At 45.9% G+C, this 22146-nt stretch carries 21 protein-coding genes; 11 read left to right on the top strand and 10 right to left on the bottom strand.

The genetic code is table 11. The features are described from left to right. Positions 1-114: 114 nt before the first annotated feature. Positions 115-777: a vWA domain-containing protein gene (locus NDI35_RS16005; RefSeq protein WP_333095436.1), complete on the bottom strand. Its 663-nt coding sequence runs from the start codon at positions 775-777 to the stop codon at positions 115-117. Positions 778-1021: 244 nt separating this feature from the next. On the opposite strand from NDI35_RS16005, the gene NDI35_RS16000 reads away from it, so the two are divergent. Next, on the top strand, positions 1022-1624 hold the full coding sequence (locus tag NDI35_RS16000; protein ID WP_445313599.1) for a Uma2 family endonuclease: 603 nt from the start codon (positions 1022-1024) through the stop codon (positions 1622-1624). Between the two features lie 52 nt (positions 1625-1676). Then, positions 1677-1931 carry a DUF6737 family protein gene (locus NDI35_RS15995; RefSeq protein ID WP_445313598.1) on the top strand — a complete coding sequence of 85 codons (255 nt, stop codon included), beginning with the start codon at positions 1677-1679 and terminating at the stop codon, positions 1929-1931. Positions 1932-2031: 100 nt separating this feature from the next. Here NDI35_RS15995 and carB read toward each other — a convergent pair whose 3' ends face one another. After that, the gene (carB, locus tag NDI35_RS15990; protein ID WP_445313597.1) at positions 2032-5343 is read right to left on the bottom strand and encodes a carbamoyl-phosphate synthase large subunit; all 3312 of its coding nucleotides are present in this window, start codon (positions 5341-5343) and stop codon (positions 2032-2034) included. A 215-nt stretch (positions 5344-5558) separates the two neighbouring features. Here carB and NDI35_RS15985 point away from each other — a divergent pair, with 215 nt between their 5' ends. After that, a complete protein-coding gene (locus tag NDI35_RS15985; protein WP_445313596.1) occupies positions 5559-5804 on the top strand; it encodes a hypothetical protein in 246 nt (81 codons plus the stop codon). A 163-nt stretch (positions 5805-5967) separates the two neighbouring features. On the opposite strand, the gene NDI35_RS15980 is transcribed toward NDI35_RS15985, so the two are convergent. The 3 genes from NDI35_RS15980 to NDI35_RS15970 all read right to left on the bottom strand — a co-directional run bounded on the left by NDI35_RS15980 (position 5968) and on the right by NDI35_RS15970 (position 7650). Then, positions 5968-6807 (bottom strand): glycosyltransferase family 8 protein, encoded by an 840-nt coding sequence (locus NDI35_RS15980; RefSeq protein ID WP_445313595.1) that lies wholly within the window; start codon positions 6805-6807, stop codon positions 5968-5970. 182 nt (positions 6808-6989) lie between these two features. Then, positions 6990-7229 carry a hypothetical protein gene (locus tag NDI35_RS15975; RefSeq protein ID WP_445313594.1) on the bottom strand — a complete coding sequence of 80 codons (240 nt, stop codon included), beginning with the start codon at positions 7227-7229 and terminating at the stop codon, positions 6990-6992. Positions 7230-7320: 91 nt separating this feature from the next. Continuing rightward, a complete protein-coding gene (locus NDI35_RS15970; protein ID WP_445313593.1) occupies positions 7321-7650 on the bottom strand; it encodes a hypothetical protein in 330 nt (109 codons plus the stop codon). 141 nt (positions 7651-7791) lie between these two features. Between NDI35_RS15970 and NDI35_RS15965 the strand changes: the two genes are divergently transcribed. The 4 genes from NDI35_RS15965 (at position 7792) to NDI35_RS15950 (ending at position 11332) form a co-directional block, all read left to right on the top strand. Then, positions 7792-8046, top strand: coding sequence for a hypothetical protein (locus NDI35_RS15965; protein ID WP_006635668.1), 255 nt, complete (start codon positions 7792-7794; stop codon positions 8044-8046). After that, positions 8039-9262: a murein transglycosylase A gene (gene mltA, locus NDI35_RS15960; RefSeq protein ID WP_445313592.1), complete on the top strand. Its 1224-nt coding sequence runs from the start codon at positions 8039-8041 to the stop codon at positions 9260-9262. The genes NDI35_RS15965 and mltA overlap by 8 nt, the downstream gene beginning before the upstream one ends. A 250-nt stretch (positions 9263-9512) precedes the next feature. Continuing rightward, a complete protein-coding gene (locus tag NDI35_RS15955) occupies positions 9513-10220 on the top strand; it encodes a tetratricopeptide repeat protein (protein WP_445313591.1) in 708 nt (235 codons plus the stop codon). Positions 10221-10444: 224 nt separating this feature from the next. Further along, entirely contained in the window at positions 10445-11332 is an 888-nt protein-coding gene (locus NDI35_RS15950; RefSeq protein ID WP_445313590.1) for an ROK family protein, read from the top strand. Positions 11333-11502: 170 nt separating this feature from the next. Here the strand turns inward: NDI35_RS15950 and NDI35_RS15945 are convergent, their stop codons facing one another. The 3 genes from NDI35_RS15945 to NDI35_RS15935 all read right to left on the bottom strand — a co-directional run bounded on the left by NDI35_RS15945 (position 11503) and on the right by NDI35_RS15935 (position 15263). Then, the gene (locus NDI35_RS15945) at positions 11503-11925 is read right to left on the bottom strand and encodes a hypothetical protein (protein ID WP_015174977.1); all 423 of its coding nucleotides are present in this window, start codon (positions 11923-11925) and stop codon (positions 11503-11505) included. Between the two features lie 457 nt (positions 11926-12382). Further along, positions 12383-14041 (bottom strand): CTP synthase, encoded by a 1659-nt coding sequence (gene pyrG, locus NDI35_RS15940; RefSeq protein ID WP_445313589.1) that lies wholly within the window; start codon positions 14039-14041, stop codon positions 12383-12385. Between the two features lie 274 nt (positions 14042-14315). Next, positions 14316-15263, bottom strand: a complete 948-nt coding sequence (locus tag NDI35_RS15935; RefSeq protein ID WP_445313588.1) for an Rpn family recombination-promoting nuclease/putative transposase — start codon at positions 15261-15263, stop codon at positions 14316-14318. Positions 15264-15563: 300 nt separating this feature from the next. On the opposite strand from NDI35_RS15935, the gene NDI35_RS15930 reads away from it, so the two are divergent. The 3 genes from NDI35_RS15930 to cutA all read left to right on the top strand — a co-directional run bounded on the left by NDI35_RS15930 (position 15564) and on the right by cutA (position 19817). Continuing rightward, positions 15564-18083 (top strand): VIT domain-containing protein, encoded by a 2520-nt coding sequence (locus NDI35_RS15930; protein WP_445313587.1) that lies wholly within the window; start codon positions 15564-15566, stop codon positions 18081-18083. Positions 18084-18319: 236 nt separating this feature from the next. Next, the gene (locus NDI35_RS15925; RefSeq protein WP_445313586.1) at positions 18320-19219 is read left to right on the top strand and encodes a pentapeptide repeat-containing protein; all 900 of its coding nucleotides are present in this window, start codon (positions 18320-18322) and stop codon (positions 19217-19219) included. Positions 19220-19496: 277 nt separating this feature from the next. Next, complete coding sequence (gene cutA / locus NDI35_RS15920) at positions 19497-19817, top strand: divalent-cation tolerance protein CutA (protein WP_445313585.1); 321 nt, start codon at positions 19497-19499, stop codon at positions 19815-19817. Between the two features lie 67 nt (positions 19818-19884). Here cutA and NDI35_RS15915 read toward each other — a convergent pair whose 3' ends face one another. Together NDI35_RS15915 and NDI35_RS15910 are read right to left on the bottom strand one after the other, a co-directional pair. Beyond that, a complete protein-coding gene (locus NDI35_RS15915) occupies positions 19885-20424 on the bottom strand; it encodes a DUF2231 domain-containing protein (protein WP_445313584.1) in 540 nt (179 codons plus the stop codon). 50 nt (positions 20425-20474) lie between these two features. Continuing rightward, positions 20475-20753 carry a hypothetical protein gene (locus NDI35_RS15910; RefSeq protein ID WP_445313583.1) on the bottom strand — a complete coding sequence of 93 codons (279 nt, stop codon included), beginning with the start codon at positions 20751-20753 and terminating at the stop codon, positions 20475-20477. A gap of 211 nt (positions 20754-20964) precedes the next feature. Between NDI35_RS15910 and NDI35_RS15905 the strand changes: the two genes are divergently transcribed. Next, positions 20965-22137: an NAD(P)/FAD-dependent oxidoreductase gene (locus NDI35_RS15905; protein ID WP_445313582.1), complete on the top strand. Its 1173-nt coding sequence runs from the start codon at positions 20965-20967 to the stop codon at positions 22135-22137. Positions 22138-22146: the final 9 nt, after the last annotated feature.

Genomic DNA, 22146 nt, shown 5'->3' with positions numbered 1-22146 from the left:
TATCCCTAATTAGGTAGGGCGATGCACACAACACCTTACTTATTATGTAGGGTTCCATGCACACCGCACTTACCGCTGGTCACTTACTAATGACCAAGGGCTTCCCACTAATGACTAAACAGTTCCCCATCCGGGTGGCGGCAGTGCTACTTGTTCATCAATTTTTGAGTGAGAAACTCTCTGCATACTAGCCGATAGCCAGATGAACATCTCTCTAAAGTCTAATCCTCTCAATTTTACAGGCGTGCGCTCGACAATTTGCGCCAAACGGGTGATATTAGCACCTTCCACTCCGACTGCAAAAAATGCCACGCGCTTGTTAGTTTCTTCCTCTTTAATCCGCTGTGCTGCTATTTCCACAACATCGTCGGATTCACCTTGAGGTTCGCCGTCAGTAATCATAAATACCCACGGGCGGTAGTAGGTAATGCCGTTGTTGCGGTATTCGGATTTGCGGGCCGCAATGGTATCTAATGCTAGCTGAATGCCTGCGCCCATGTGGGTTTGTCCTTGAGCTGTCAGCAGTGGCGTCTCGAACTGGTCGGCGGTCACGAAGTCTTGCACGACTTTGATATTATTGTCAAATGAAATAATCGCGACTTCGACTCGCTTTTTAGCTAGTTCGTCTTTAATTAGGTCATTCCTAAAAATTTCCAGCCCCTCATTCAAGGCATCTATGGGTGCGCCTTGCATGGAGCCGGAGGTGTCCAGCAGGAGGACGCAGGGACAGCGCGGCTCTGGGTTTTCGGCAAATTCTACGGCTTCGTCTAGTCTCATGGTTCGGGGTTGACCTGGGAGTGGCTCGATTTCTAGGTTTATTACTTTACTGTATCAAGTCAGTAACAAATTTAAGTGCAAATTGCTAGGGCGATCGCATTTTACCATTTACGTGAATCGATTTTTTATTTTTGATTGTATATTTTAGATTTGAGAATTGGATGTCTGCAGTCAAAAAAACAAATTTCTTCCTGCCTGTGGTAATATAGACTAATAGTATTAGTGCAAAATAAGGATAAATCTTATGATTGCAACAGTCACACAGAAATTAACCTTTGACCAATTCCTTGTAGAATGTCCCGAAGATGGACTATATGAACTGGTAAATGGAGAAATTGTAGAGAGGAATTCCACAAGAAATTATGCTGATGTTGCTAATTTCATGTTATTTGGCTTCAATGATGAAATCCGGCGACTGAATTTGAATTATGTAGTCAACAATACCGCCGTTATCAGAACTGTAACTAAAGCCGGAATCGAACAAGGGCGGAGACCGGATGTCAGCGTAATAGATCGCGACTTGTGGCGCTCGAACCGTTCTGCTTATTCTGCATTGCGGGAACCAATTCAACTGGCAGTGGAAGTAACATCGACGAATTGGGAGGACGATTATATAGACAAATTGGACGAATATCGGCGTTTGGGAATTGTAGAATATTGGATAGTCGATTATTTAGCAATTGGTAGCAGAGAATTTCTGGGAAATCCCAAAGTTCCAACTGTATTTGTCCACCTTTTGGATGCAGAGGGCAACTATCAAAGAAGCGCGTTTAAAGGCAGCGAACGAATTGTATCGCGGACTTTTCCCGAATTAACGCTGACAGCAGAAGAGGTGATGAATGTTTAACCTACGTTAATCCAGCTAGCCAGACTATTATCCCTAAAAAATTACTAAAAATATGAAATCTATTTCTGATAAAAAACTTTCCGATCAAAAATCTATTAGTCCTTGGAGTTACAAACCTTGGTGGTGTCAGCCTTGGTCGATTCTTTTAACTGGTACTAGCCTGATTAGCGGTAGTTGGTTTTTATTAAAAACTGTTTGGATAACTGTTTTAGTCGCAATTCCTTTATTAGCTTGGATGGGTTTTTTCTTGTTAGTTTGGCCGAGGTTGATGATGTCTAGCGGAGTTTTGGATTCCGATGCAGATTAGGTTTTGATGGTGCACACCCTATGTTTAGGTTTTGGTGGTGTGCACCCTATGTTGTGGGTAAGGTGCGCGGTGCACACCCTACCTTTGAGTGTTTCGCAGTCTAGGTTTGCGGGTAATAGTCTTGGATTGCTTTTACTTCCATCGGGTGGGATTTGAGCGATCGAATTCCCGCTGCTGTCGCTTTGGCACCGGCTATTGTCGTAATAATCGGGATTTTGTAAGTCAAAGCTGTGCGGCGGATAAAGATTCCGTCGGCCCGGGATTCTTCGCCGGAAGGTGTGGTGATAATTAGTTGAATTTTCTCATTCTTGATCGAATCCAACAAATTTGGTCGCCCTTCGTGCAGTTTCAATTCTAAATCTACCTCTAAACCTTGCTCTTGCAAAACTTTGCGTGTCCCGTGAGTTGCGACTACTTTGAAACCCAATTCTAAGAATTCCTTGACAACGGGTACAACTGCTAGTTTGTCGCGCTCGCGCATCGAAACCAGCACAGTTCCAAACAGCGGCATCATTTGTCCGGCACCTAATTGAGCTTTGGCAAAGGCTTTGCCAAAATCGGTGTCAATTCCCATGACTTCGCCGGTCGATCGCATTTCTGGCCCTAACAAGGTATCAGTTCCGGGGAACTTAGCAAAGGGCAATACAGCTTCTTTTACCGAAACATGAGTGGGTATAATCTCTTCAGTAAAACCCAAAGCTTTTAGAGTTTTGCCAGACATGACTCGCGAAGCCATTTTTGCTAAGGGAACTCCGATCGCCTTGGACACAAAAGGCACTGTTCGAGAAGCGCGCGGGTTAGCTTCCAAAATGAAAACTTCTTCCCCTTGAACAGCAAATTGAATATTCATCAACCCGATTACTTTCAAGGATTTTGCTAATTCTACAGTCCAGCGGCGGATTGTTGCCAAAGCTGCATCCGAAAGCGTTTGGTAAGGGATAGAACAAGCAGAGTCGCCAGAGTGGATTCCCGCTTCCTCGATGTGCTCCATAATACCGCCGATCGTCACATTGCCCGTCACATCGGCGATCGCATCGACATCCACCTCGATCGCATTCTCCAAGAACTTATCAATTAAAATCGGATGATCGGGTTCTACTAGCACGGCATAGGTCATGTAACGTTCCAATTCCGTATCGGAATAAACAATTTCCATGGCTCGCCCGCCCAATACGTAACTCGGTCGCACCACTACCGGATAACCAATCCGTTGAGCTACTATTAAAGCATCCTCAAAACTGCGGGCTAAACCGTTAGCAGCTTGCTGAATATCCAATTCCCGCAGAATCTTTTCAAATCGCTCCCTGTCTTCAGCAGTATCAATGGAATCCGGCGAAGTTCCCCAGATTTTTGTTTGTACATCGGGATGATTTTCCAGAGATTTTTGTAAAGGAACCGCTAATTTCAGCGGCGTTTGCCCGCCAAACTGAATAATTACTCCCTCGGGATTTTCGGCTTCGATGATGTTGAGAACATCTTCTTTGGTTAACGGTTCAAAATACAGGCGATCGCTCGTATCATAATCCGTCGAAACCGTCTCCGGGTTCGAGTTGACCATAATTGTCTCAAAGCCGTCTTCTCCTAGGGAATAGGAAGCGTGACAGCAGCAGTAATCAAACTCAATTCCCTGTCCGATGCGGTTCGGCCCGCCACCTAAAATCATCACTTTTCGTTTGGTAGAAGGCAAAACTTCCGACTCCGGCGCGAGACTGTGGCCTACAGGCGAAACTTTCTTTTCTTCATCGCCCAATTCCCAAATTGCAGCTCCCGCTTCGTAGGTGGAATAATAATACGGTGTAAACGCTTCAAATTCAGCGGCACAGGTATCGACTGTTTTGTAAACCGGAATTACGCCTAACTCTTTGCGGTAAGCGCGGACTTGATCTTCCGAGGTTTTGGTGGCGTAAGCAATTTGGCGATCGCTAAAACCCAACTGCTTTACTTCAAACATTGTCTCTTTTGTCAACTGATCCAACCGCGTTCGTTTCAAGAACTTCTCAGTTTCCAGCAATTCCTGCATTTTATCCAAAAACCAAGGATCAATTCCTGTAAACTCGAAGATATCTTCCACCGACATTCCCATCATCATCGCGTGGCGAACTGTAAAAATGCGATCGGGATTTGGTGTCCGCAATCCGGCGCGAATTTGTTCCAAACTCGGCAACTTTTCCGGTTTGTCGCACCCGAAACCCGCGCGGCCTGTTTCCAATCCCCGCAGTGCTTTTTGGAAGGATTCGTTGAAGCTTCGCCCGATCGCCATTACCTCTCCTACTGACTTCATTTGCGTTGTCAAAGTCGGTTCGGAACCAGGGAACTTTTCAAAGGCAAATCGGGGAATTTTCGTCACCACGTAGTCAATTGTCGGCTCAAAAGACGCCGGAGTTTTCTTGGTAATATCGTTGGAAATTTCGTCTAGGCTGTAACCTACCGCTAATTTTGCCGCCATTTTTGCAATGGGGAAACCAGTTGCTTTCGAGGCCAAGGCGGAGGAACGGGAAACCCGAGGGTTCATTTCAATAACGATGAAATCTCCGTTGACAGGATTGACGGCAAATTGAATATTAGAACCACCAGTTTCTACTCCGATTTCGCGAATAATTTTCACCGAAGCATCCCGCAGGCGCTGATATTCTTTGTCTGTAAGAGTTTGCGCCGGAGCGACGGTGATAGAATCGCCGGTGTGGACGCCCATCGGGTCGAGATTCTCGATCGAACAAATAATCACTACATTATCTGCCAAATCCCGCATTACTTCGAGTTCGTACTCTTTCCAGCCAATCAAAGATTGTTCGATCAAAATTTGCGATACCGGACTGGCGTCAATCCCGCTTTGTGCCATTTCTTCAAACTCTTCTTGATTGTAAGAAATGCCGCCTCCCGTGCCTCCCATTGTAAAAGCAGGACGAATAATTAACGGATAACTACCGATTTGGTGGCCAATTGCTTTGGCTTCGTCGAGAGTGTTGGCAATTCCAGAAGGGCAAACTGCGACCCCAATTCGCGCCATCGCTTCCTTAAATAATAGCCGATCTTCTGCCATTTCAATTGCTGGCAACTTAGCACCAATCAACTCGACGTTGTATTTATCTAAAACGCCATTTTTAGCGACTGCCACTGCTAAATTTAGCGCTGTTTGACCGCCCATAGTCGGTAAAATTGCTTGAGGTCTTTCTTTAGCGATGATTTGTTCGAGGATGGCTGGCGTTAGAGGTTCGATGTAAATGCGATCGGCAGTTTCCGGATCGGTCATAATCGTTGCAGGGTTGGAATTCACCAACACTACTTCAAAACCTTCTTCTCGCAAAGCTTTGCAAGCTTGTGTCCCTGAATAGTCAAATTCGCACGCTTGACCGATAACAATTGGACCGGAACCAATGAGAAGAATTTTTTTTAAGTCTTGACGACGGGGCATAGGTTCGTAATTGGTAATTGGACAAGGTTAAGGATTAATTTGACATTTTGCACCAATTTTCACAAGTCGGAGGCTGAAACCTCTCAACTTTCGCAGCTAGGGGAAGCCCCCCCGCGAAGAGTTCGATCGAAAAATGGTGAAAGATATCATCAAGTCCAAACTATTTTAATTGTTGTTGGTAAGATGGTGTTGTATAATACAAATCCTCTGGTAAAATGCTCTCAGCGTTCCGTTGCTGCTGGCTTAACCCGATGTACAAGGCTTCTGAGTCGATCGTACAGCCTGTTCTACCCCAGATAAATCTTTTTATGGGGAAACGCGCAGAATGTCTGTTCCACCACAGCAGGAATTACGCAGAAACCAGGTTTTTTCACCAAAATACTTCGGAAACAGGCATCCTGCCTGTTCCACCAAAGATGAATGTGCTTGAGAGGCATCAGTCGTTGCCCCTCAAGCAATGATCGGGAAATAGGCATCCTGCCTTAAGTTACACCAGTTTCAAAAAATAATGCAACGGCAGGCCCGCGATCCAAACCCCGATAGTCATTAGTTATCAGTCTTTCCGAATTTTTAAATCTCAAAATCTCAAAATCTCAAATCTCAAATCTCAAATCTCAAAAGGTATTACCTTTGTTTATTTTTGAGATAGCTCTTAATTTTTGTGATCGGTTCCCTCACCCACGGCTCCCATCGTTTGTATTTTACATTTAGCCTCACAAGCCAATCGGAATTATTTTTAATTGGGCGCAGGTCGTCCTTAAACGGTGTCTGAGACAACATCTCCAACCATAATTTATTAGGTTGGGGGCTTTCCCAAGGTTTCGGACTGGATATAAAGTGCATCACTCTAGTTGACATATCCTCCGTATTGGGGTTGTTCCATATCTGCTCTAATCGCTTCCACCTTCCCCCTAAAACCGAATTTGATGTCCCTTGGTCGCAATCGCACCAAAGGTTGATACGAGCGTTTTCGAGCATTTTTTCAGACAGTTTTTCCTCCTCCCAAAGCTTCATATTAAAAACTAAGAGACCTGCATTGAAATAAGGTTTTTTATCAGCCGGGTTGTTTGGATTTCCCCAAACATTGAGCGCTGCAGCTACGGGCATTCCTTCAAAGTCTAAGTTCCACAGAGGATCTAAGCTGCCCAAAACTATCATGTCGCTGTCGAGCCAAATCAGTCTGTCTTTTGCCTTGGTGTATTTGTCCGGTTCCAATCTCGCGTAAGTCAGCTTAGAACCCGATATGGACAGCAATCCCCCGTAATTCGGCTTAACTTCTTCCCATTCAATCTCGTATTTGCAGCACTTCTGCAACTTTTCCTTTTGCTGTGTATTTATACCTGTTGATACCACAGTAACGTTGACAGGCAAATTCGGATCTTCGGTAACATTGAGTTCTATGGATTTCAGCAGGGCTGCTATCCCCAAAATGTAATTTTGATCACCAATAATGGATATGTTCATTTCACTGATTGATGAAGGTTTATAGAAAATATAAATAGCATAATTTTTTTTTTAATCAAGGCCGATCGCCCGTTGATAGAACTTGGCAGAAACCGAGTTTCTGCACAAGCCCTACAAATTAAGGTTCCCACGGATCAAAGTGCCTTCCGTGCCCGCCCGACGTGGATGTAACAGGCGAATTCTTAAGCTTTTCGGTGACGGCGAATGAGTACGCTAATCACTTGTCCCGGCTGTGCGCCTCGCTGTGGCGGACTCCAATCCCCGACGGCGGCAAATCCCAGTCGGTACAAGGTGTCGATGGTTTCTAACACGGCTGCGCGGGAACCGACAACCGTTATCCGCACGACTTCCTGTTCCGATACTGCTGAGTCGGAATTTGGACGCGCGGACAAGTTATCGTCAGGTACGAATTCCTGTGACATAATATGGTCTCCTGGTTTTTGGTTTTCTAGGAAAACCCAAAAACCCAGCCGCCCCGCACGTTAACACAGAGCAGGGCGGCTACAGAGAGTGTTAAAATTCTCCATTAGCCTCCATACTGGCGTAATCAGTTTGGCGGTTAGCTGTCCATTGCTGTTGGTAGCAGCTTTGGGCAGTGCAACTAGATTTTTGAGCGACGCGGGCTGCTTCCTCTTTGAGTAAAGCAGCCTTAATTTCACAGCGTAGCCGCAGATGGGGGCCGCCGTCAATCGATTTAAGATTTTGGATTTTAGATTTTAGATTGAGATTTTTCTCCAACAACTCTCGCACTCTCCCCTTCTCCCACTCTCCCCCTCTCCCTGAACCCAACCTACTAGATGAGGGAATGCGCCGAGGAAGAGGTAAAATATGGAATCGTTCCAAAAGTTTAAAATCAAAAATCAAAAATAAAGATATGCCTAGAACACAAGTGCGAATATTCCCTGCACCTGCTGCTTGAGGGCAACCACATCAATTTTAGATTTTAGATTTTAGATTGTCCTCCAACAACTCTCCCTATCTCCTATGCCTAGAACTCCCAGCGAATATTCCGTACACCTGCTGCTTGAAGGCGGCCACCGCGAAGAAATCCGTTTTTCAACGCTGCAAGATTTTCAACAGTGGTATAAAACTCTGGTTCCCAAACAAGATTCGTCAGAATTTGTTAATGTCCCGATCAAAAATATTCAAGGCGAATACATGGTAGTTCGGCCTACCAGCGTTCTCGCAATTCGCGTAGAACCGGTATTTACTTCTAGCGTCGAACGATACGATGAATAAGGAAAAGTATCAATTGAGTAGGAAAGATTGGAAATTGAGCAAGATTTTTCGCTATCAGCTATTAGCCATCGCCTGTTGCGTTTTGGCGATCGCTTTTTCGGTGCCCGCCGTTGCAGTTCCGTCGCTGCAACCAATTAGTATAAATCAATTGCAAGCGAGTGAATTGGAGTCGATCGCCTTTGACGCTCAAATCTGGGGCGAAAATGGCAAACCGGGCGATAAAGAATTGCTGTTAAAGTCGATCGACAACAGCCTCCGCTATCTCAATACATCGGCCGCCGCCACTGCTTACAGCCGCTATCCAGTCGCAGGAGTTACGCGCGATCGAGTTCGGCGTTCTCTCGATCGATTCCGCCAATTAGTTGTCAGTTCCACAACCCCCGCACAACTTCAGGAATCGGTCAAGCGCGAATTTGTATTTTACAAATCCACGGGCAAAGATGGCAAAGGAACAGTCGCATTTACGGGTTATTTCGAGCCGACTTACGCAGCATCTCGTACGCCTAATTCCGAATACCGTTATCCCCTGTACCGGGTGCCGCCAAACATGGCATCTTGGCCGAAACCTCACCCGACAAGATTGCAATTAGAAGGCGAAGATGCTTTGCAGGCAAGTAAAGGATTGCTGCGGGGATTAGAATTAGTTTGGTTGCGCGATCGATTCCAAGCATTTCTCGTGCACGTCCAAGGTTCTGCGAGATTGCAGCTAACAGATGGTAGCGTGATGACCGTCGGTTTTGCAGGCAAAACCAGTCACAGTTATACAGGAGTTGGGCGAGAATTAGTTAAAGACGGAAAGTTTACTTTAGAAGAGTTAAATTTGCCGAAACTAAGGGAATATTTCACTAACTTTCCCGCAGATATGAACAAATATTTGCCGAAAAATGAAAGCTTTGTATTCTTCCGGGATACTAATGGAGTTCCAGCCACAGGAAGCATTGGAGTGCCAGTAACTGCCGAAAGGTCGATCGCCACCGATAAAGCTTTGATGCCCCCTGGTGCACTAGCATTAATTAGTACAAAACTCCCTTACCCGAATGCGGCGGGACAACTCGAACAAAATGCCGTGAATCGGTACGTTTTGGATCAGGATACTGGCGGTGCAATCAAAGGCGCGGGGAGAGTTGACGTATTTATGGGAACGGGGGATTTAGCGGGCGATAGGGCCGGTTATATCAACTCAACAGGAGAACTGTATTATCCGCTTTTAAAGTAGATTAATTCTACTTCATCAGGACTTACGCACAGCCTCAATATATAGTGTTTTGTAGGGGCAAAACCCACGCCCGGTTGCCCCCATACCTGGGATGATTGCGTAAGTCCTATTCATGTGATTGTTCGTTGTGCGTCGCAATCCCGGACAGGGCAGTGCCGTCTCCCTACAGATATCGCGGGCAATCTATATGTAATCCTACTTTTGATAATTGCTATAAAATAGAAAATACCCCACCCTCCCAACCTCACAAATGCTCAACAAAATTCTGCAATTCTTCAAACGACTAATTCAGCGACTGTTGGGAACCCCAAGCCAACCCTCCCCGCCTTCGGAAAATACCGCCATCCGCCCAACCTTAACTGACGCTGAATACGAGTCGAAATTCATGGAAATCCTCGAAGGGGTGAATGTCGGCTGGAGTCGAGGGGATGTAGCGGGATTCTTAATCGCAAAACGCCTTAAAGATGGTGAATTGGCTGCTTGGCTGCGACGGTTTGGGGAAAGATTGTTAGAGGGCGAACATGATGAGACCGCTGCTACGGATGCGGTGGCATCACTTCAGGAATTGGCGCAACGGCTGGTATTGTTAGGTAGAATTGGCAGCGGGGAATTGTCAGAGGTTGCGAGGCAAATTGGGCGGGAGATATTGACACGGTTTCCGCTGCAGGAGGTTGAGGAGGAGGATACAAAGGGGAGGGTAATTGAGGCGGTTTTTGTTGGGAATGGTTTGGGTTTTTCTGGGGCAGTGAACCGCAGAGGCGCAGAGGCTGGGGAGGCAGAATCGGAAGTTAATGTAGATGCTGAGGCGTGGTGTGATCGAGGTAATGAGCAGTATAATTTAGGAAGATTTGAGGAGGCGATCGCATCTTATACCCAGGCAATTGCTCTCCAACCAGACTATCACGATGCTTTGCACAACCGAGAGGTAGCGCAACGTAAGTTAGGCGAAATTCAATAGGCGAACTCGCTTGTATCCATAATTTTTGCTAGGTATTGGGATCGTTAGGATACTATTAAGAATTAAGCCTATTTTGCCTCGCTAATTATTATACACTAAAATAGGAGTAAGAGGATTTAAATCCTCACTACCAACTTAATTGGTAAGGTGCACAATCCGCACCCTAAAATATGTTTATCCTATGAGGATTAATCCCAAATCCTTGCATCCCAAACTCAAATCGAATGATACAAGTAATCGGCATTGACTTAGGCGGAAGCGCCATTAAACTCGGCAGATTTAGCGAAAATGGTCTTTGTAACCAATCCTTAACTGTCCCAACCCCTCAACCCGCAACGCCAGAAGCCGTTTTAGCCGCGATGACGGATGCTATTTTACAACTGAATCCGGTCGAAAATGCTGTAAGTGCGATCGGCATCGGCACTCCAGGTCCCGCAGACGCCGCCGGCCGCATAGCCAGAGTTGCAATTAACCTCAAAAACTGGCATAACGTCCCCCTCGCTGACTGGGTAGAAGCTAAAACCGGACTGCCGACTATGTTAGCAAATGATGCCAACTGTGCCGGATTGGGAGAAGCTTGGTTGGGCGCAGGAAGGCACTTTAAAGACCTAATTTTAATAACTTTAGGTACAGGAGTCGGCGGTGCAGTTATCCTAGACGATAAACTATTTGTAGGTCATCAAGGCGCGGCTGGAGAACTAGGATTGATTACTATAAATCCCGACGGCCCGGAATGCAACAGCGGCAATCGCGGTTCTTTGGAACAGTACGTTTCGGTGCAAGCAATTCGCCGAGAAACGGGTTTGGAACCTATAGAATTAGCAAATTTAGCTAAGTCTGGAGATTCCCAAGCTTTAGAATTTTGGCAAAATTACGGGCGCTATCTGGGTATCGGTTTGGCAAGTCTCATTTATATTTTGACGCCGGAAGCTATTATTATCGGTGGTGGAATTAGTGCAGGTGCAGAATTTTTCTTGCCGCAGGTTCGAGAAGAAATTGAGCGGCGGGTTCTGCCGACTTCTCGCGAAGATTTGCAGTTATTGGTTGCTGAATTGGGCAATCAAGCAGGCATGGTAGGCGCGGCAAAACTAGCTTGGCAGCTTGTTCAATAGTTAAAATTTAAAAAATCAGCGCATTTTTTTGCGCTTTTTTCATATCTAAAATTAGGGTGCAACCTAAGCACTTTAGCTCAAAAAAAATAAAATGAATGTGAGGAGTTACTAAACATAGTCTCCCTTCATTGTTCATGCTTCTAACTAATGACTAATGACTAATGACTGCTTTATGGCAGAGATTGTCCAGTCGTATTTTTAATGTATTCCTGAATTTCTTGATAAGTTTCCGGGTTGCTTTGGCGGAGGATAATAATATTAGTTGCACTGTCAGGCAAGCAAAAGCTTAGCCGACCGTTCTGTTCGCAAGCAAAAGAGCTAATTCGACTCATATCTATCGCAAATTCTTTGCGGTCATAATGAATTTTAATCCACGAACCTCTAGAATTGCGATCAATAGTTTTTTTGAGGTAATCGAGAACTTGCTTGTAAGCCTCATAATTGCCTTGGGGATTGAGGATAATCGGCTGACTGCTATTAGGCAGCCAAAAGGTGAGACGCTTGTTATCCAGTTCGCTAGAAAAAGCACTAATAGTGTCAAGGTCAATTATGTATGTACTTTTCTCATAAGTAATTTTGCTCCAATAAGCCACAAAGCCTCCTCAAACCTGTGTTTCCTGGTATTTTAGGATAGTTTGACAACTCATACCATTTTAGATTTTAGATTGTAGATTTTAGATTGGGCATGACAGATGACTATCGGGGTTGGGAAGTTGCCTAAAGTTACATTTTTTTTTGGAAAGTGGTATCACCCTTGAAATCCGTAAAAAGTTAAGTAAAAATATCAGCATTTTTACCTTCTGCCTTCTGCCTTCTGCCTTGTGGTACTAGCCCCCCAGCCCTAGCACAGGGGTTGGGGGGAAGGTTTTTCACTCGTTGAGAATACTGCCCGATATCTAGTCCGGTAAGTGCGACCCCTATCAAATCCTATTGGTCTGTTGGGTGGGTTTTGTAATGTCCCTTGTCTGGGCGATTTGAATATTGTCTACTCTGAACCGCCCCTACAGACATCTAATATATCAGAACTAATCGATCGGACATGATATGAGATCAGTTTGCGACAACTTTCCCAGCCACCAAGTCGCGACCCTCATCTTCTAAAACATCCTGCTTTCCCTGGATGCTAGCGGCCTGGATAAACCCTTGAAACAAGGGGTGGGGGGCGCTAGGTCGAGATTGGAATTCGGGGTGAAATTGGCAGGCGATGAAAAAGGGATGGTTGGGAAATTCGATCATTTCTACCAATCGGCCGTCTGGAGATGTACCGGAGACTGCATAACCTGATTCTAAGAAAAGATTGCGGTAGGCGTTGTTAAATTCGTACCGATGGCGATGCCGCTCGTAAATCACTTCTTTCTGATAAAGTTTGAAAGCTAGCGTGTCTGGGTTGACACGGCACGGATACAAACCCAGTCGCATTGTACCGCCCAAATCGACTACATCTTGCTGTTCTGGCAATAAATTAATTACCGGATTTGCTGTATCTGGGTCAAATTCAGCGCTGTTGGCATCCTTTAGTTGGGCGATGTGGCGCGCCCATTCAATCACAGCACACTGCATCCCCAAACACAATCCCAAAAAGGGTATTTTATGGTGTTTGGCATATTCGATCGCCGCTATTTTGCCGTCAACTCCCCGAACCCCAAAACCTCCCGGTACAAGAATGCCGTTGATATCTTTGAGATAATTATCGAGGTTTCCCGATTCTAAATCTTCTGAGTTAATCCAGTGCAAATTCAGGTCGCCGCCGATCGCAATTGCCGCGTGCCGCAAAGCTTCGACCACCGAAAGATAAGCATCGTTCAACCGCACGTATTTGCCAACTAAAGCAATATCAATTTTGTGATTGGGACTGTAAAGCCTGTTGACTAAAGTTTGCCACTGATGCAAATCTGGCTGGCGATGTTCGAGTTGCAGCAAATTGATGGTTTGTTCCGCCAAACCTTCCTGTTCCATCATCAGCGGCACTTCGTAGATACTTTTGGCATCTTGAGCGGTGATGACACATTCTTCGGGTACGTTGCAGAATTCCGACAATTTCTGTTTCATGCCCAAAGACAGCGGGCGATCGCACCGACAGACTAAAATATCTGGTTGAATGCCGATCGACCGCAATTCCTTCACCGAATGCTGAGTCGGTTTAGTTTTCATCTCCCCAGCCGAAGGAATCCAAGGTATCAGCGTAACGTGCATATACACAACATTTTGCCGCCCCACATCCTTGCGAAACTGGCGAATTGCCTCCAAAAACGGCAAAGATTCAATATCTCCCACCGTTCCGCCGATTTCCGTAATCACCACATCGGGATTAGTATTTTTTGCTACCCGGTGAATTCGCTCTTTAATCTCGTTAGTGATGTGCGGAATCACCTGCACCGTGCTCCCCTGATACTCACCGCGGCGTTCTTTGTTGATCACCGCTTGATAAATGGAACCCGTGGTGACGCTATTGAGGCGAGACATGGAAGTATCGGTAAAACGCTCGTAGTGCCCCAAATCCAGGTCAGTTTCCGCACCGTCTTGCGTGACAAAGACTTCTCCGTGCTGAAACGGGCTGAGAGTGCCGGGGTCAACGTTAATATAGGGGTCTAGCTTCAAAATCGAGACTGAATAGTCCCGCGACTTTAATAGGCGGCCCAAGGAAGCACCGACAATTCCCTTGCCGATGCTGGAAACCACGCCGCCAGTCACAAACACAAATTTGCTCATAGGATTTTCGACTTTAGATGTTTCTGTTTCTAGTTAAGGTAACACTCAACTCTAAGAGTTAAAATCAAAAATTGTCCAGCAGTGTTTGACCATTTATCAAATACGGCTGGGGATAGGACGAGTAGCCCACGACCTCGATCGGGCGGTTTGCAGGGGTTTTGAGCTGGTGGGCAAATTTCCAAACGGTTGATTGTTCATCAGTGCGCTTTGGGCTGACACCAATCAAGGGCAATCTTCTGAGAAAACCACCTTCACCCAGGCTTTTTTCCCTTCCTCACAAATATGTCTGTAACCGATCTGTCACATCTGACACACTAGCCAACTCTAAAACTGCCTCTCCTAAATTCTCTAATTGTTCAGCGGATAACTGACTGATGCGAGTTTGAATCTCCGACGACAACGGGCCGACACGGCGCTCCAACAGCCGCACAACTAACTCCAACTTTCCTTGTTTGATACCTTGTTTGATGCCTTGTTCGATACCTTGTTCGATGCCTTGTTCTCTCCCAATTCTGGTAGCTTTGGTAATTGCACCGCGCTGGTCTTGAATAAAAATTTCTCGCCTTTCTAAATCTTCCAATTCATCAGGATCGAGATTCGCTTCATTCGCAATTGCAAAAGCCTGCCGGAGTTCCGGCACATTTCCCAACTCTTCGGGAACCGACCGTAAAATTTGAGCAGTTTTCATGAAATATATCCACTTATCTGTCAGCGTTTCTAACTCCTGTAATGTCTTGTCAAATTTTGGCAACTCAACAAACACAAGTTCAAATTCATCAGCTAGATAGTCGGTTAAAAAAGTTTTTTCTTTGAAAACAAAGCGCGAAATCACTGTTTCCAGATCCTCAAACATTTGAAAATCGGTAATCGTCAGAGCAATCACAGGGTTTAACAAGCTGTAACGGCTTCCTGTGGTTAGCTGCATTGAATAAGCTTTAGTGGCATTGTATAAAATCCGCTTCTCGAATGACTCTACATTCAATACTTGCATTTCAATAATTACCGTTTTGTTGCCATCAATCTTAGCTTTGACATCCAAGTAAGTATCTTTAACTCCTGTGATTTTGGGATCTAAATAGGGATCGATAATTTCTAAGTCTTCGATGACTGGCTGTGCTTCGTAGAGCATGGCATTCAAGAAACTAATCAAAATGTCCTTACTCTCAGCCGAGCCGAATATTTTTTTAAAGGCAAAGTCGGTTTTGGGGTTGATAAAATTCATGGCATTTTCAATTTATTAGAGCTTGATAGGTTGAGGTTAGAGTTATTTAATTATTTAACTATCATACAATTTTCTAGGTTGGGTTCGCGGACGATCGCCCCAACCGACATCACCCCAAGACGGATGGAAGCCCACAGCAGTCTAGACAAAAGTTCCAGTCCCCCTTTAGCGCCTGTGGAGTCAATCTAAAATCAGCCCTACGCGCTCAGTCATTTTTCCCAGAAAGCTAACTCAGGAACGTTTCGCGAAGCGTAAAGTCATGGTAAACAAAGCACCTCAAGTCTGCTAAAAAAAACAGCTATGAAGTTTGTCTGCGTTCTATCCCCTCAACGGTTGCTTTCTACTGGTATGGCATTGCTCGCTGCGATCCTCTTCGAGGGCTTCGCTAACGAGTGTGGCGCGTGGCTTGCTCCCAATGCAGCGCGGGCAAAAGATCCTGGGGAAATTTATTCGTCTGTGTCGCCGAAAATTCTCGCTAGTAACAATGTTAATTGCCAGGGCGGACGATCGCCCGAAACTCGCTGTCCAGTCGGCGGTTTGTTCGTCAAAACTCCCAATACGACATCAGAACAAGTCTTTCCTCTCAAGCAGACTGAAGTTAAAGCCAAAATAGCTGGCAATATCTCCCGCGTCGAAGTTGTTCAGAAGTTTGAAAATCCTTTTCCTGAATCTATAGAAGCTGTTTATGTATTTCCTTTGCCCGACGAAGCGGCGGTGGACGATATGGAAATTAAAATAGGCTCACGAATTATTAAAGCTGATATCAAACGCCGCGAGGAAGCTTTGGAAATTTACGAACAAGCCAGAAAGCAAGGCCGGACTGCGGGTTTGTTGGAACAAGAACGATCCAATATTTTTACTCAGTCTCTCGCTAATATCAAACCGGGAGAAAAAATTGAAGTTACGATTCGCTACACGGAAAGTCTCAAGTTTGCCGGCGGCGATTATGAATTTGTGTTTCCAATGGTGGTAGGGCCGCGCTATATTTCGGGAAATTCGACCCATCCCAACCCCCTGGGGGTTAATACCGATGCCGATCGCATTAACCCGCCTGTTTTGCCTCCGGGAACGCGATCTGGTCACAATATTGCTGTTTCGGTAGAAATAGATGCCGGAGTTGCGATCGGCGATGTGCGCTCTACTTCCCATCAAATTACAACTGACCGCAGCGGAAATATTGTGCAAGTCCAATTAGCCAATTCAGACACAATTCCCAATAAAGATTTAATTTTGCGCTATCGAGTGGCGGGCGAAAATACGCGCGCAACTGTCTTGACTCAATCCGACCAGCGGGGCGGTCATTTTGCTACTTATTTGATTCCGGCATTAAACTACCAAACTAATGAAATTGTACCTAAAGATGTCGTGTTTCTGATGGATACTTCCGGTTCTCAACAGGGCGAGCCACTAGCGAAATCTAAGGAGTTGATGCGCCGCTTCATTCAAGGGCTGAATACCAACGATACTTTTACTATTATTGATTTTGCCAATACTGCGACAGCGATTTCAACAACTCCTTTAGCAAATACTCCCGAAAATCGACAAAAAGCAATTAATTATATCGAAAAGTTGCAGGCTAACGGTGGCAGTGAATTGCTTAACGGCATTCAAGCAGTGATGAATTTTCCGGCGGCGGCAACGGGAAGGCTGCGGAGTATTGTACTAATTACAGACGGTTACATTGGTAATGAAAATGAAGTGCTAGCGCGGGTTCAGGAGAGTCTGAAACCAGGAAATCGACTTTATAGTTTTGGTGTTGGCGGTTCGGTGAATCGGTTTTTGATTAACCGTTTGGCGGAAGTGGGAAGAGGCACGTCTCAAGTAATTCGTCAAGATGAACCGTCAGCAGAAGCGACAGAAAAGTTTTTTCGGGAAATTAATAGTCCGGTATTGACTAATATTCAAATTAGTTGGGAAGGAATGGGGGAAAAACCGGAGATTTATCCGATCGCACCCCCAGACTTGTTTGCGAGTGGGCCGCTGGTTTTGTTTGGCAAAAAGACCGATCGAGCCTCCGGCCAACTTCGCATTCGCGGCACTCTTGCGGGCGGCAAAACTTACGAGCAAGTTTTACCTGTTAATTTTGCTCAATCCGGCGGGCGGCAGCGGGAGTCAACTTCAGTCGCAGCAACCGCTACGGATTTTGGCAATCCGGCGGTAGCTCAACTTTGGGGGCGATCGCGCATTAAAGATTTAATGAATCAAATGTTTGGTGGTGAGACTAAATCTCTGGTGGAAGCTGTGACTAATACTGCTCTGACTTATCGCTTGCTGTCGGAATACACGGCTTTTGTGGCTGTGAGCGAAGAAGTGCGAGTCGAACCTGATGGATCTCGTCGTAGGGTGCAAGTGCCTGTGGAATTGCCGCAGGGTGTCAGCTATGAAGGTATTTTCCAGTCGGAGGGGGCAGAGCAAACTAGAGGCGGCACTCGCAGCGTTACTTCGAATCGCAACTCGGCACCCGTGAGTCCAGCTCCTGCTATGCCGCGGCAGCCCGGTTACGGTGAGTTGCAACCCCAGAAGCCTTTGGCTTCTCGCCTTCAAGTAGTTAGCGCCGAAGGGTTGGATACCGGGGCACTGGCCGCTTTGACTCAATACCTACAATCGGTTAATCTCCCGGCGGGGGTTAGCGGTGAAACGGTGTGGGAGTTATCGGTGCAAGACGGCCGCGTTGCCCGAGTGGCGATAGATACTCAAACCTCGACGCTGCAAGCAACAGACGCCGTAGAGACTCTCAAGAAGGCTTTGAGTTCCTGGCAACCTCCTGCAGGATTCAAGGGCACGCTGCGCCTGAAGTTGCGAATTACCGTCGATCCTTAAGCAAGGAGTCTCTCTGTCAAGAAACATTAACTTTTAATTCAAAAATACCGAAAGGGCGATCGCTACCCCGTGGAAGATATAAAATCTTTATTAAGAGATTGCCTTTAAACAGAAAGTGATGTTAATGAAATTTATACCGTTTGAGGCAAACGCTAAAACAGTTTCCTTTCTGAAACAACCTTAACAGTAAAGATTTCTGGATCGAAACCCCACAATCATAGAAGGTATGATGCCCTATGGAAGTTAGTGAACTGCTCAACAATTACGAAAAAGGACAAAGAGATTTTACTGGAGCCGACCTCAGCGGAAAAAACCTCAGCGGAGCAATCTTAATAGGAGTCAACCTTTCGCAAGCTAATCTTTCCGGGGCGAACCTCAGCAGGGCGTTTCTCACCAAAGCCAAACTCAAAGATGCACAGATGCAAAGAACAAATCTGACTTTTGCCAAAATGGGCGAAACCCAACTTTCGGGTGCAGATTTGACAAAAGCTAATTTGAGTGGAGCTTTTTTGGTAAAGGCAAAATTGCCCAGAGTAAAGTTAAGCGGCGCAACTTTAACTAGCGCAAACCTGCGGGGTGCTGTGTTGTGGAATGCCAATTTGTGCAGCGCCGACTTGCAATTAGTTAACTTGCTGGGCGCGAATCTGACGGCAGCTAATTTTAAGTGGGCCAACCTTTACGGTGCAAGGCTCAACAGTGCAAAACTTTTTGGAGCTCAATTAACTGGAGTCAGTCTGCGGCGAGCGCAGTTGACAGGGGTGAATCTCTGCGGTGCAGATTTGAGCGGCGTTAACGTGAGTGAAGCTAAACTAATGGGAGCTAATTTGGAAGGCTCGAATTTGGCGGGGGCGAATTTCAGCGCGGCTCAGTTGCGTGGGGTAAAGTTGGCGGGTGCAAACTTAACCGGGGCTAAGTTGAGGGGAAGTTGTTTGAGAGGGGCAAATCTGAATTGGGCAAAGTTGTGTCAAGCAGATTTGATGGCAGCAGATTTGAGCGAGGCGACGTTAATAGGAGCTAATTTAGATAATGCTTTGTTGGCGGGAGCTATTTTGCCGGAATCTACTAGGCGCTATTTTTCCTTAGCTGGGGCTGGCAGAGTCAATTCTTGGGAAGTTACGGAAATTAAAAATGGGTAATGGGAAAGGGGGAATTTGGAAGTGGGGAATTGGTAATTGCGTATCTGAAGGGGATTTTTGGGCGGGATGCCCGCCCAACCCCTACTTCCCACAAGAATTTCATCCCACTTGACTGTAAAATTTAGATAGATGCGAAAAGATCGATTAAATCCGGTAACTAGAATTATTAGAAATGGTAGATATCCGCGCCTGACAAGGCATTGCCGTTTAGCTACAAAGGATTACGCTCAAGGTTTTCTGTTGAAATCCATTCTTTAATCTCAAATCTAAAATTGTTATGACTGTTAATTTTGGGGTGGTGCTGGTAACTGCTGCATCGGAGGCGGAGGCGGAAAATATTGCTAAATCTTTAGTTGAACACAAGCTGGCTGCTTGTGTGAGTTTGTCGCCGATTCGCTCTATTTATACTTGGCAAGGCGAGATTCATTCCGAGTCTGAGTGGCAGTTGGTAATTAAAACTGATCTGGCTAAATTTGAGGCTTTAAAAACAAAAGTTCAGGAACTCCATTCCTATGAAGTTCCCGAAATTATTGCTATTCCTATTATCGCTGGCAGCGATGCTTATCTCAATTGGCTGGGACAATCTTTAAGTTTGTAGTAAGGACTTTAGTCCTAAAGTGTCAAATGAAGAGGGACGGAAGTCCCTACTACAAATGCTCAGAAACCTACGAATTATGACTGGTAGGGCCGATGACGCCGATTTTATGGCGAAAACTTAGTTCGCCGCCGAACCAGCCTGTAATGCCCAGCAAGGCTGCCACGACGATCGATATTGCTAAACCTGTATATACGATCGGCTCAGCCGGATTTCCTTGTCGCAACACCAGGTTAATCAGGGTAAGTACCATAACCGCCACATTGCCACCCATGTGCAACCAACCGGCACTGCGATCGCGCACTCTTTTAACTTTGAAAAAATCTAAAAAGCCCGTGATTGCGGCCAAAATCCCCGCAGCAAAACCCACACCGATCAGCCAAAGCGAAGCTCTCGCCCAAAACGGATCGCTTGTCAGCCAATAACCGATGTCCGTGCCGGCAGCTCCTACTAAAAAGGCTACCGGAAACAGTACGAGCACGGGGTGAAGCGGATGACCTGCAATTGCAACTGAACTGGTTATGCCGGCGTCGCGATACTCTGAGTCGTCACTTTCGAGAATCGGCGGAATATTGGGATAAGGCGTACTATTTCTTTGATTTGTTTCCATGATTTCTACAGTAACTTTTTTACAACAAAGCCGTTTTTATTGGATTGAACCTAATCCCAAACCCGCTCGCCATTTTCGTCAACGCGGGCCTGCCGAATTACGTCAGAAATTTCGTCGGCGTCTTTGACGTGGTGCAAAGCTTTCTTTTCCCCGTCCGGTTCTTCTACGATCACATAAGTTGGAACTGTAACAACATCCCCCGTGATGTCTGGTACGTGGTCTACCGCCAGTTGCTTGGCTTTTTCTTCGATGGTTTGCGGTTCGTCGGCAATGCGATCGCCCGGATTGACAGTGCGCTCCATATCTTTGCCTGGTTTGTCGATACTCATAAAAACCTCTCTGGTATTTCTAATTTTTTGCTGACTCTAATTCCTACTATTGAACGAAAAATATCTCTACGCAAACATCTCCCGAGGGGTGGAAGTTTTAGTTATGCCGATCGCAGGCAGCCTCTTCCTGTAGGTAGAGGTTTTTCGATTGGTTCAGAAAAAACCTAAGCTAAAATCTAAGCATGATATTTTCCTTCCCTTTGAGTTGCCCATGAAAAGTTACGATTGGATTGTTGTCGGCGGTGGCATTACGGGTGCATCACTGAGTTACGAGCTGGCCAAAAAAGGTTGTGCTGTGCTGCTTTTGGAACGAGATGCTACCCTGCAAAATGCGACTCGTTTTAGTTACGGTGGCTTGGCTTATTGGTCGGGAACGACTGATTTAACTCGCCAATTGTGTCGGGAAGGTATCGAACGCCACCGCCATTTATCAGCGGAATTAGATGCTGATACTGAGTTTCGCGAGTTGGATTTGTTGCTGACAATTGATGCGGGTAATGATGCCGAAAAAGTGGCGGCTAATTACGCGCATTTTGCGAGGGTTCCGCAGCTTTTGAGTGTTGCAGAAGCTGGCGAGTTGGAACCTTTACTCAATAAAAGTGCGATCGCCGGAGCTCTGACTGTGCGTCACGGTCACATTTCGCCGACAGCCACAAATAAAGCTTATTGTCAAGGATTTCTACGGTTGGGAGGAACGATAGAATTTGCTGAAGTAATTGGGTTTATAGAAGAGGGAAATCGGATTTCGGGAGTTAAGACGGCGCAGGGAATTTATCGTTGTGAAAATGCTGTGGTTTGTGCTGGAGGTTGGAGTCGGAGTTTGCTGAAAGCCGCTGGTGTTTCTGTGGGAGTTTATTTTACTCGCACTGAGATTTTGGAAACTGCACCTGTGGATTTGAAACTCAAGACTTTGGTGATGCCTGCGGTATTAAAACGTTTTGAATTGGAAGCTGAATCGAGTAGAATTGAGGTGGATTTTCTTTGGGATGAACCGGGTAAAGAGTTACAGCCGCCGATTTTAGATTCGGGTGCAATTGGGTTTAAGGATGGGAGTTTGCGGATCGGGCAATTGTCGCGCACTTTGAGCGATTTGAATGCTAAAGTCGATCGCGAAACCAGCGAAACCGCAATTCGTGCAGGAATCGGCAAGGTTTTGCCTGATTTGGCAGGTTTACCTGCAACTTGGCACGAGTGTAGTGTGGCATTCAGCGCTGATAATTTGCCTGTAGTGGGGCCGATTGCCGATCGCCCTGGATTGCACGTTTTTTCTGGTCTCAGCAATCCTTTGGTTATTGTACCTGCTTTGGCTGAGCGATTTGCGAATGCGGCGGGGGGAGAAGAAGATAGGGCGATCGAGCTTTTATCTCCCAATAGATTTTGCTGACAATGACTA

This window comes from Microcoleus vaginatus FACHB-2002, assembly GCF_040004035.1.
GTDB classification, from domain to species: domain Bacteria; phylum Cyanobacteriota; class Cyanobacteriia; order Cyanobacteriales; family Microcoleaceae; genus Microcoleus; species Microcoleus vaginatus_C.
This window is presented reverse-complemented; position numbering and strand designations above follow the sequence as displayed.

Excerpts from the sequence above, each read along its gene's own strand:
- NDI35_RS15930 (WP_445313587.1), top strand. The coding sequence starts at position 15,564 with ATGAAGTTTGTCTGCGTTCTATCCCCTCAACGGTTGCTTTCTACTGGT.
- NDI35_RS16000 (WP_445313599.1), top strand. The coding sequence starts at position 1,022 with ATGATTGCAACAGTCACACAGAAATTAACCTTTGACCAATTCCTTGTA.
- NDI35_RS15985 (WP_445313596.1), top strand. The coding sequence starts at position 5,559 with ATGCTCTCAGCGTTCCGTTGCTGCTGGCTTAACCCGATGTACAAGGCT.
- NDI35_RS15975 (WP_445313594.1), bottom strand. The coding sequence starts at position 7,229 with ATGTCACAGGAATTCGTACCTGACGATAACTTGTCCGCGCGTCCAAAT.
- NDI35_RS15915 (WP_445313584.1), bottom strand. The coding sequence starts at position 20,424 with ATGGAAACAAATCAAAGAAATAGTACGCCTTATCCCAATATTCCGCCG.
- mltA (WP_445313592.1), top strand. The coding sequence starts at position 8,039 with ATGAATAAGGAAAAGTATCAATTGAGTAGGAAAGATTGGAAATTGAGC.
- NDI35_RS15910 (WP_445313583.1), bottom strand. The coding sequence starts at position 20,753 with ATGAGTATCGACAAACCAGGCAAAGATATGGAGCGCACTGTCAATCCG.
- NDI35_RS15965 (WP_006635668.1), top strand. The coding sequence starts at position 7,792 with ATGCCTAGAACTCCCAGCGAATATTCCGTACACCTGCTGCTTGAAGGC.
- NDI35_RS15925 (WP_445313586.1), top strand. The coding sequence starts at position 18,320 with ATGGAAGTTAGTGAACTGCTCAACAATTACGAAAAAGGACAAAGAGAT.
- pyrG (WP_445313589.1), bottom strand. The coding sequence starts at position 14,041 with ATGAGCAAATTTGTGTTTGTGACTGGCGGCGTGGTTTCCAGCATCGGC.
- NDI35_RS15950 (WP_445313590.1), top strand. The coding sequence starts at position 10,445 with ATGATACAAGTAATCGGCATTGACTTAGGCGGAAGCGCCATTAAACTC.
- cutA (WP_445313585.1), top strand. The coding sequence starts at position 19,497 with ATGACTGTTAATTTTGGGGTGGTGCTGGTAACTGCTGCATCGGAGGCG.
- NDI35_RS15995 (WP_445313598.1), top strand. The coding sequence starts at position 1,677 with ATGAAATCTATTTCTGATAAAAAACTTTCCGATCAAAAATCTATTAGT.
- NDI35_RS16005 (WP_333095436.1), bottom strand. The coding sequence starts at position 777 with ATGAGACTAGACGAAGCCGTAGAATTTGCCGAAAACCCAGAGCCGCGC.
- NDI35_RS15905 (WP_445313582.1), top strand. The coding sequence starts at position 20,965 with ATGAAAAGTTACGATTGGATTGTTGTCGGCGGTGGCATTACGGGTGCA.
- NDI35_RS15980 (WP_445313595.1), bottom strand. The coding sequence starts at position 6,807 with ATGAACATATCCATTATTGGTGATCAAAATTACATTTTGGGGATAGCA.
- NDI35_RS15935 (WP_445313588.1), bottom strand. The coding sequence starts at position 15,263 with ATGAATTTTATCAACCCCAAAACCGACTTTGCCTTTAAAAAAATATTC.
- NDI35_RS15955 (WP_445313591.1), top strand. The coding sequence starts at position 9,513 with ATGCTCAACAAAATTCTGCAATTCTTCAAACGACTAATTCAGCGACTG.
- carB (WP_445313597.1), bottom strand. The coding sequence starts at position 5,343 with ATGCCCCGTCGTCAAGACTTAAAAAAAATTCTTCTCATTGGTTCCGGT.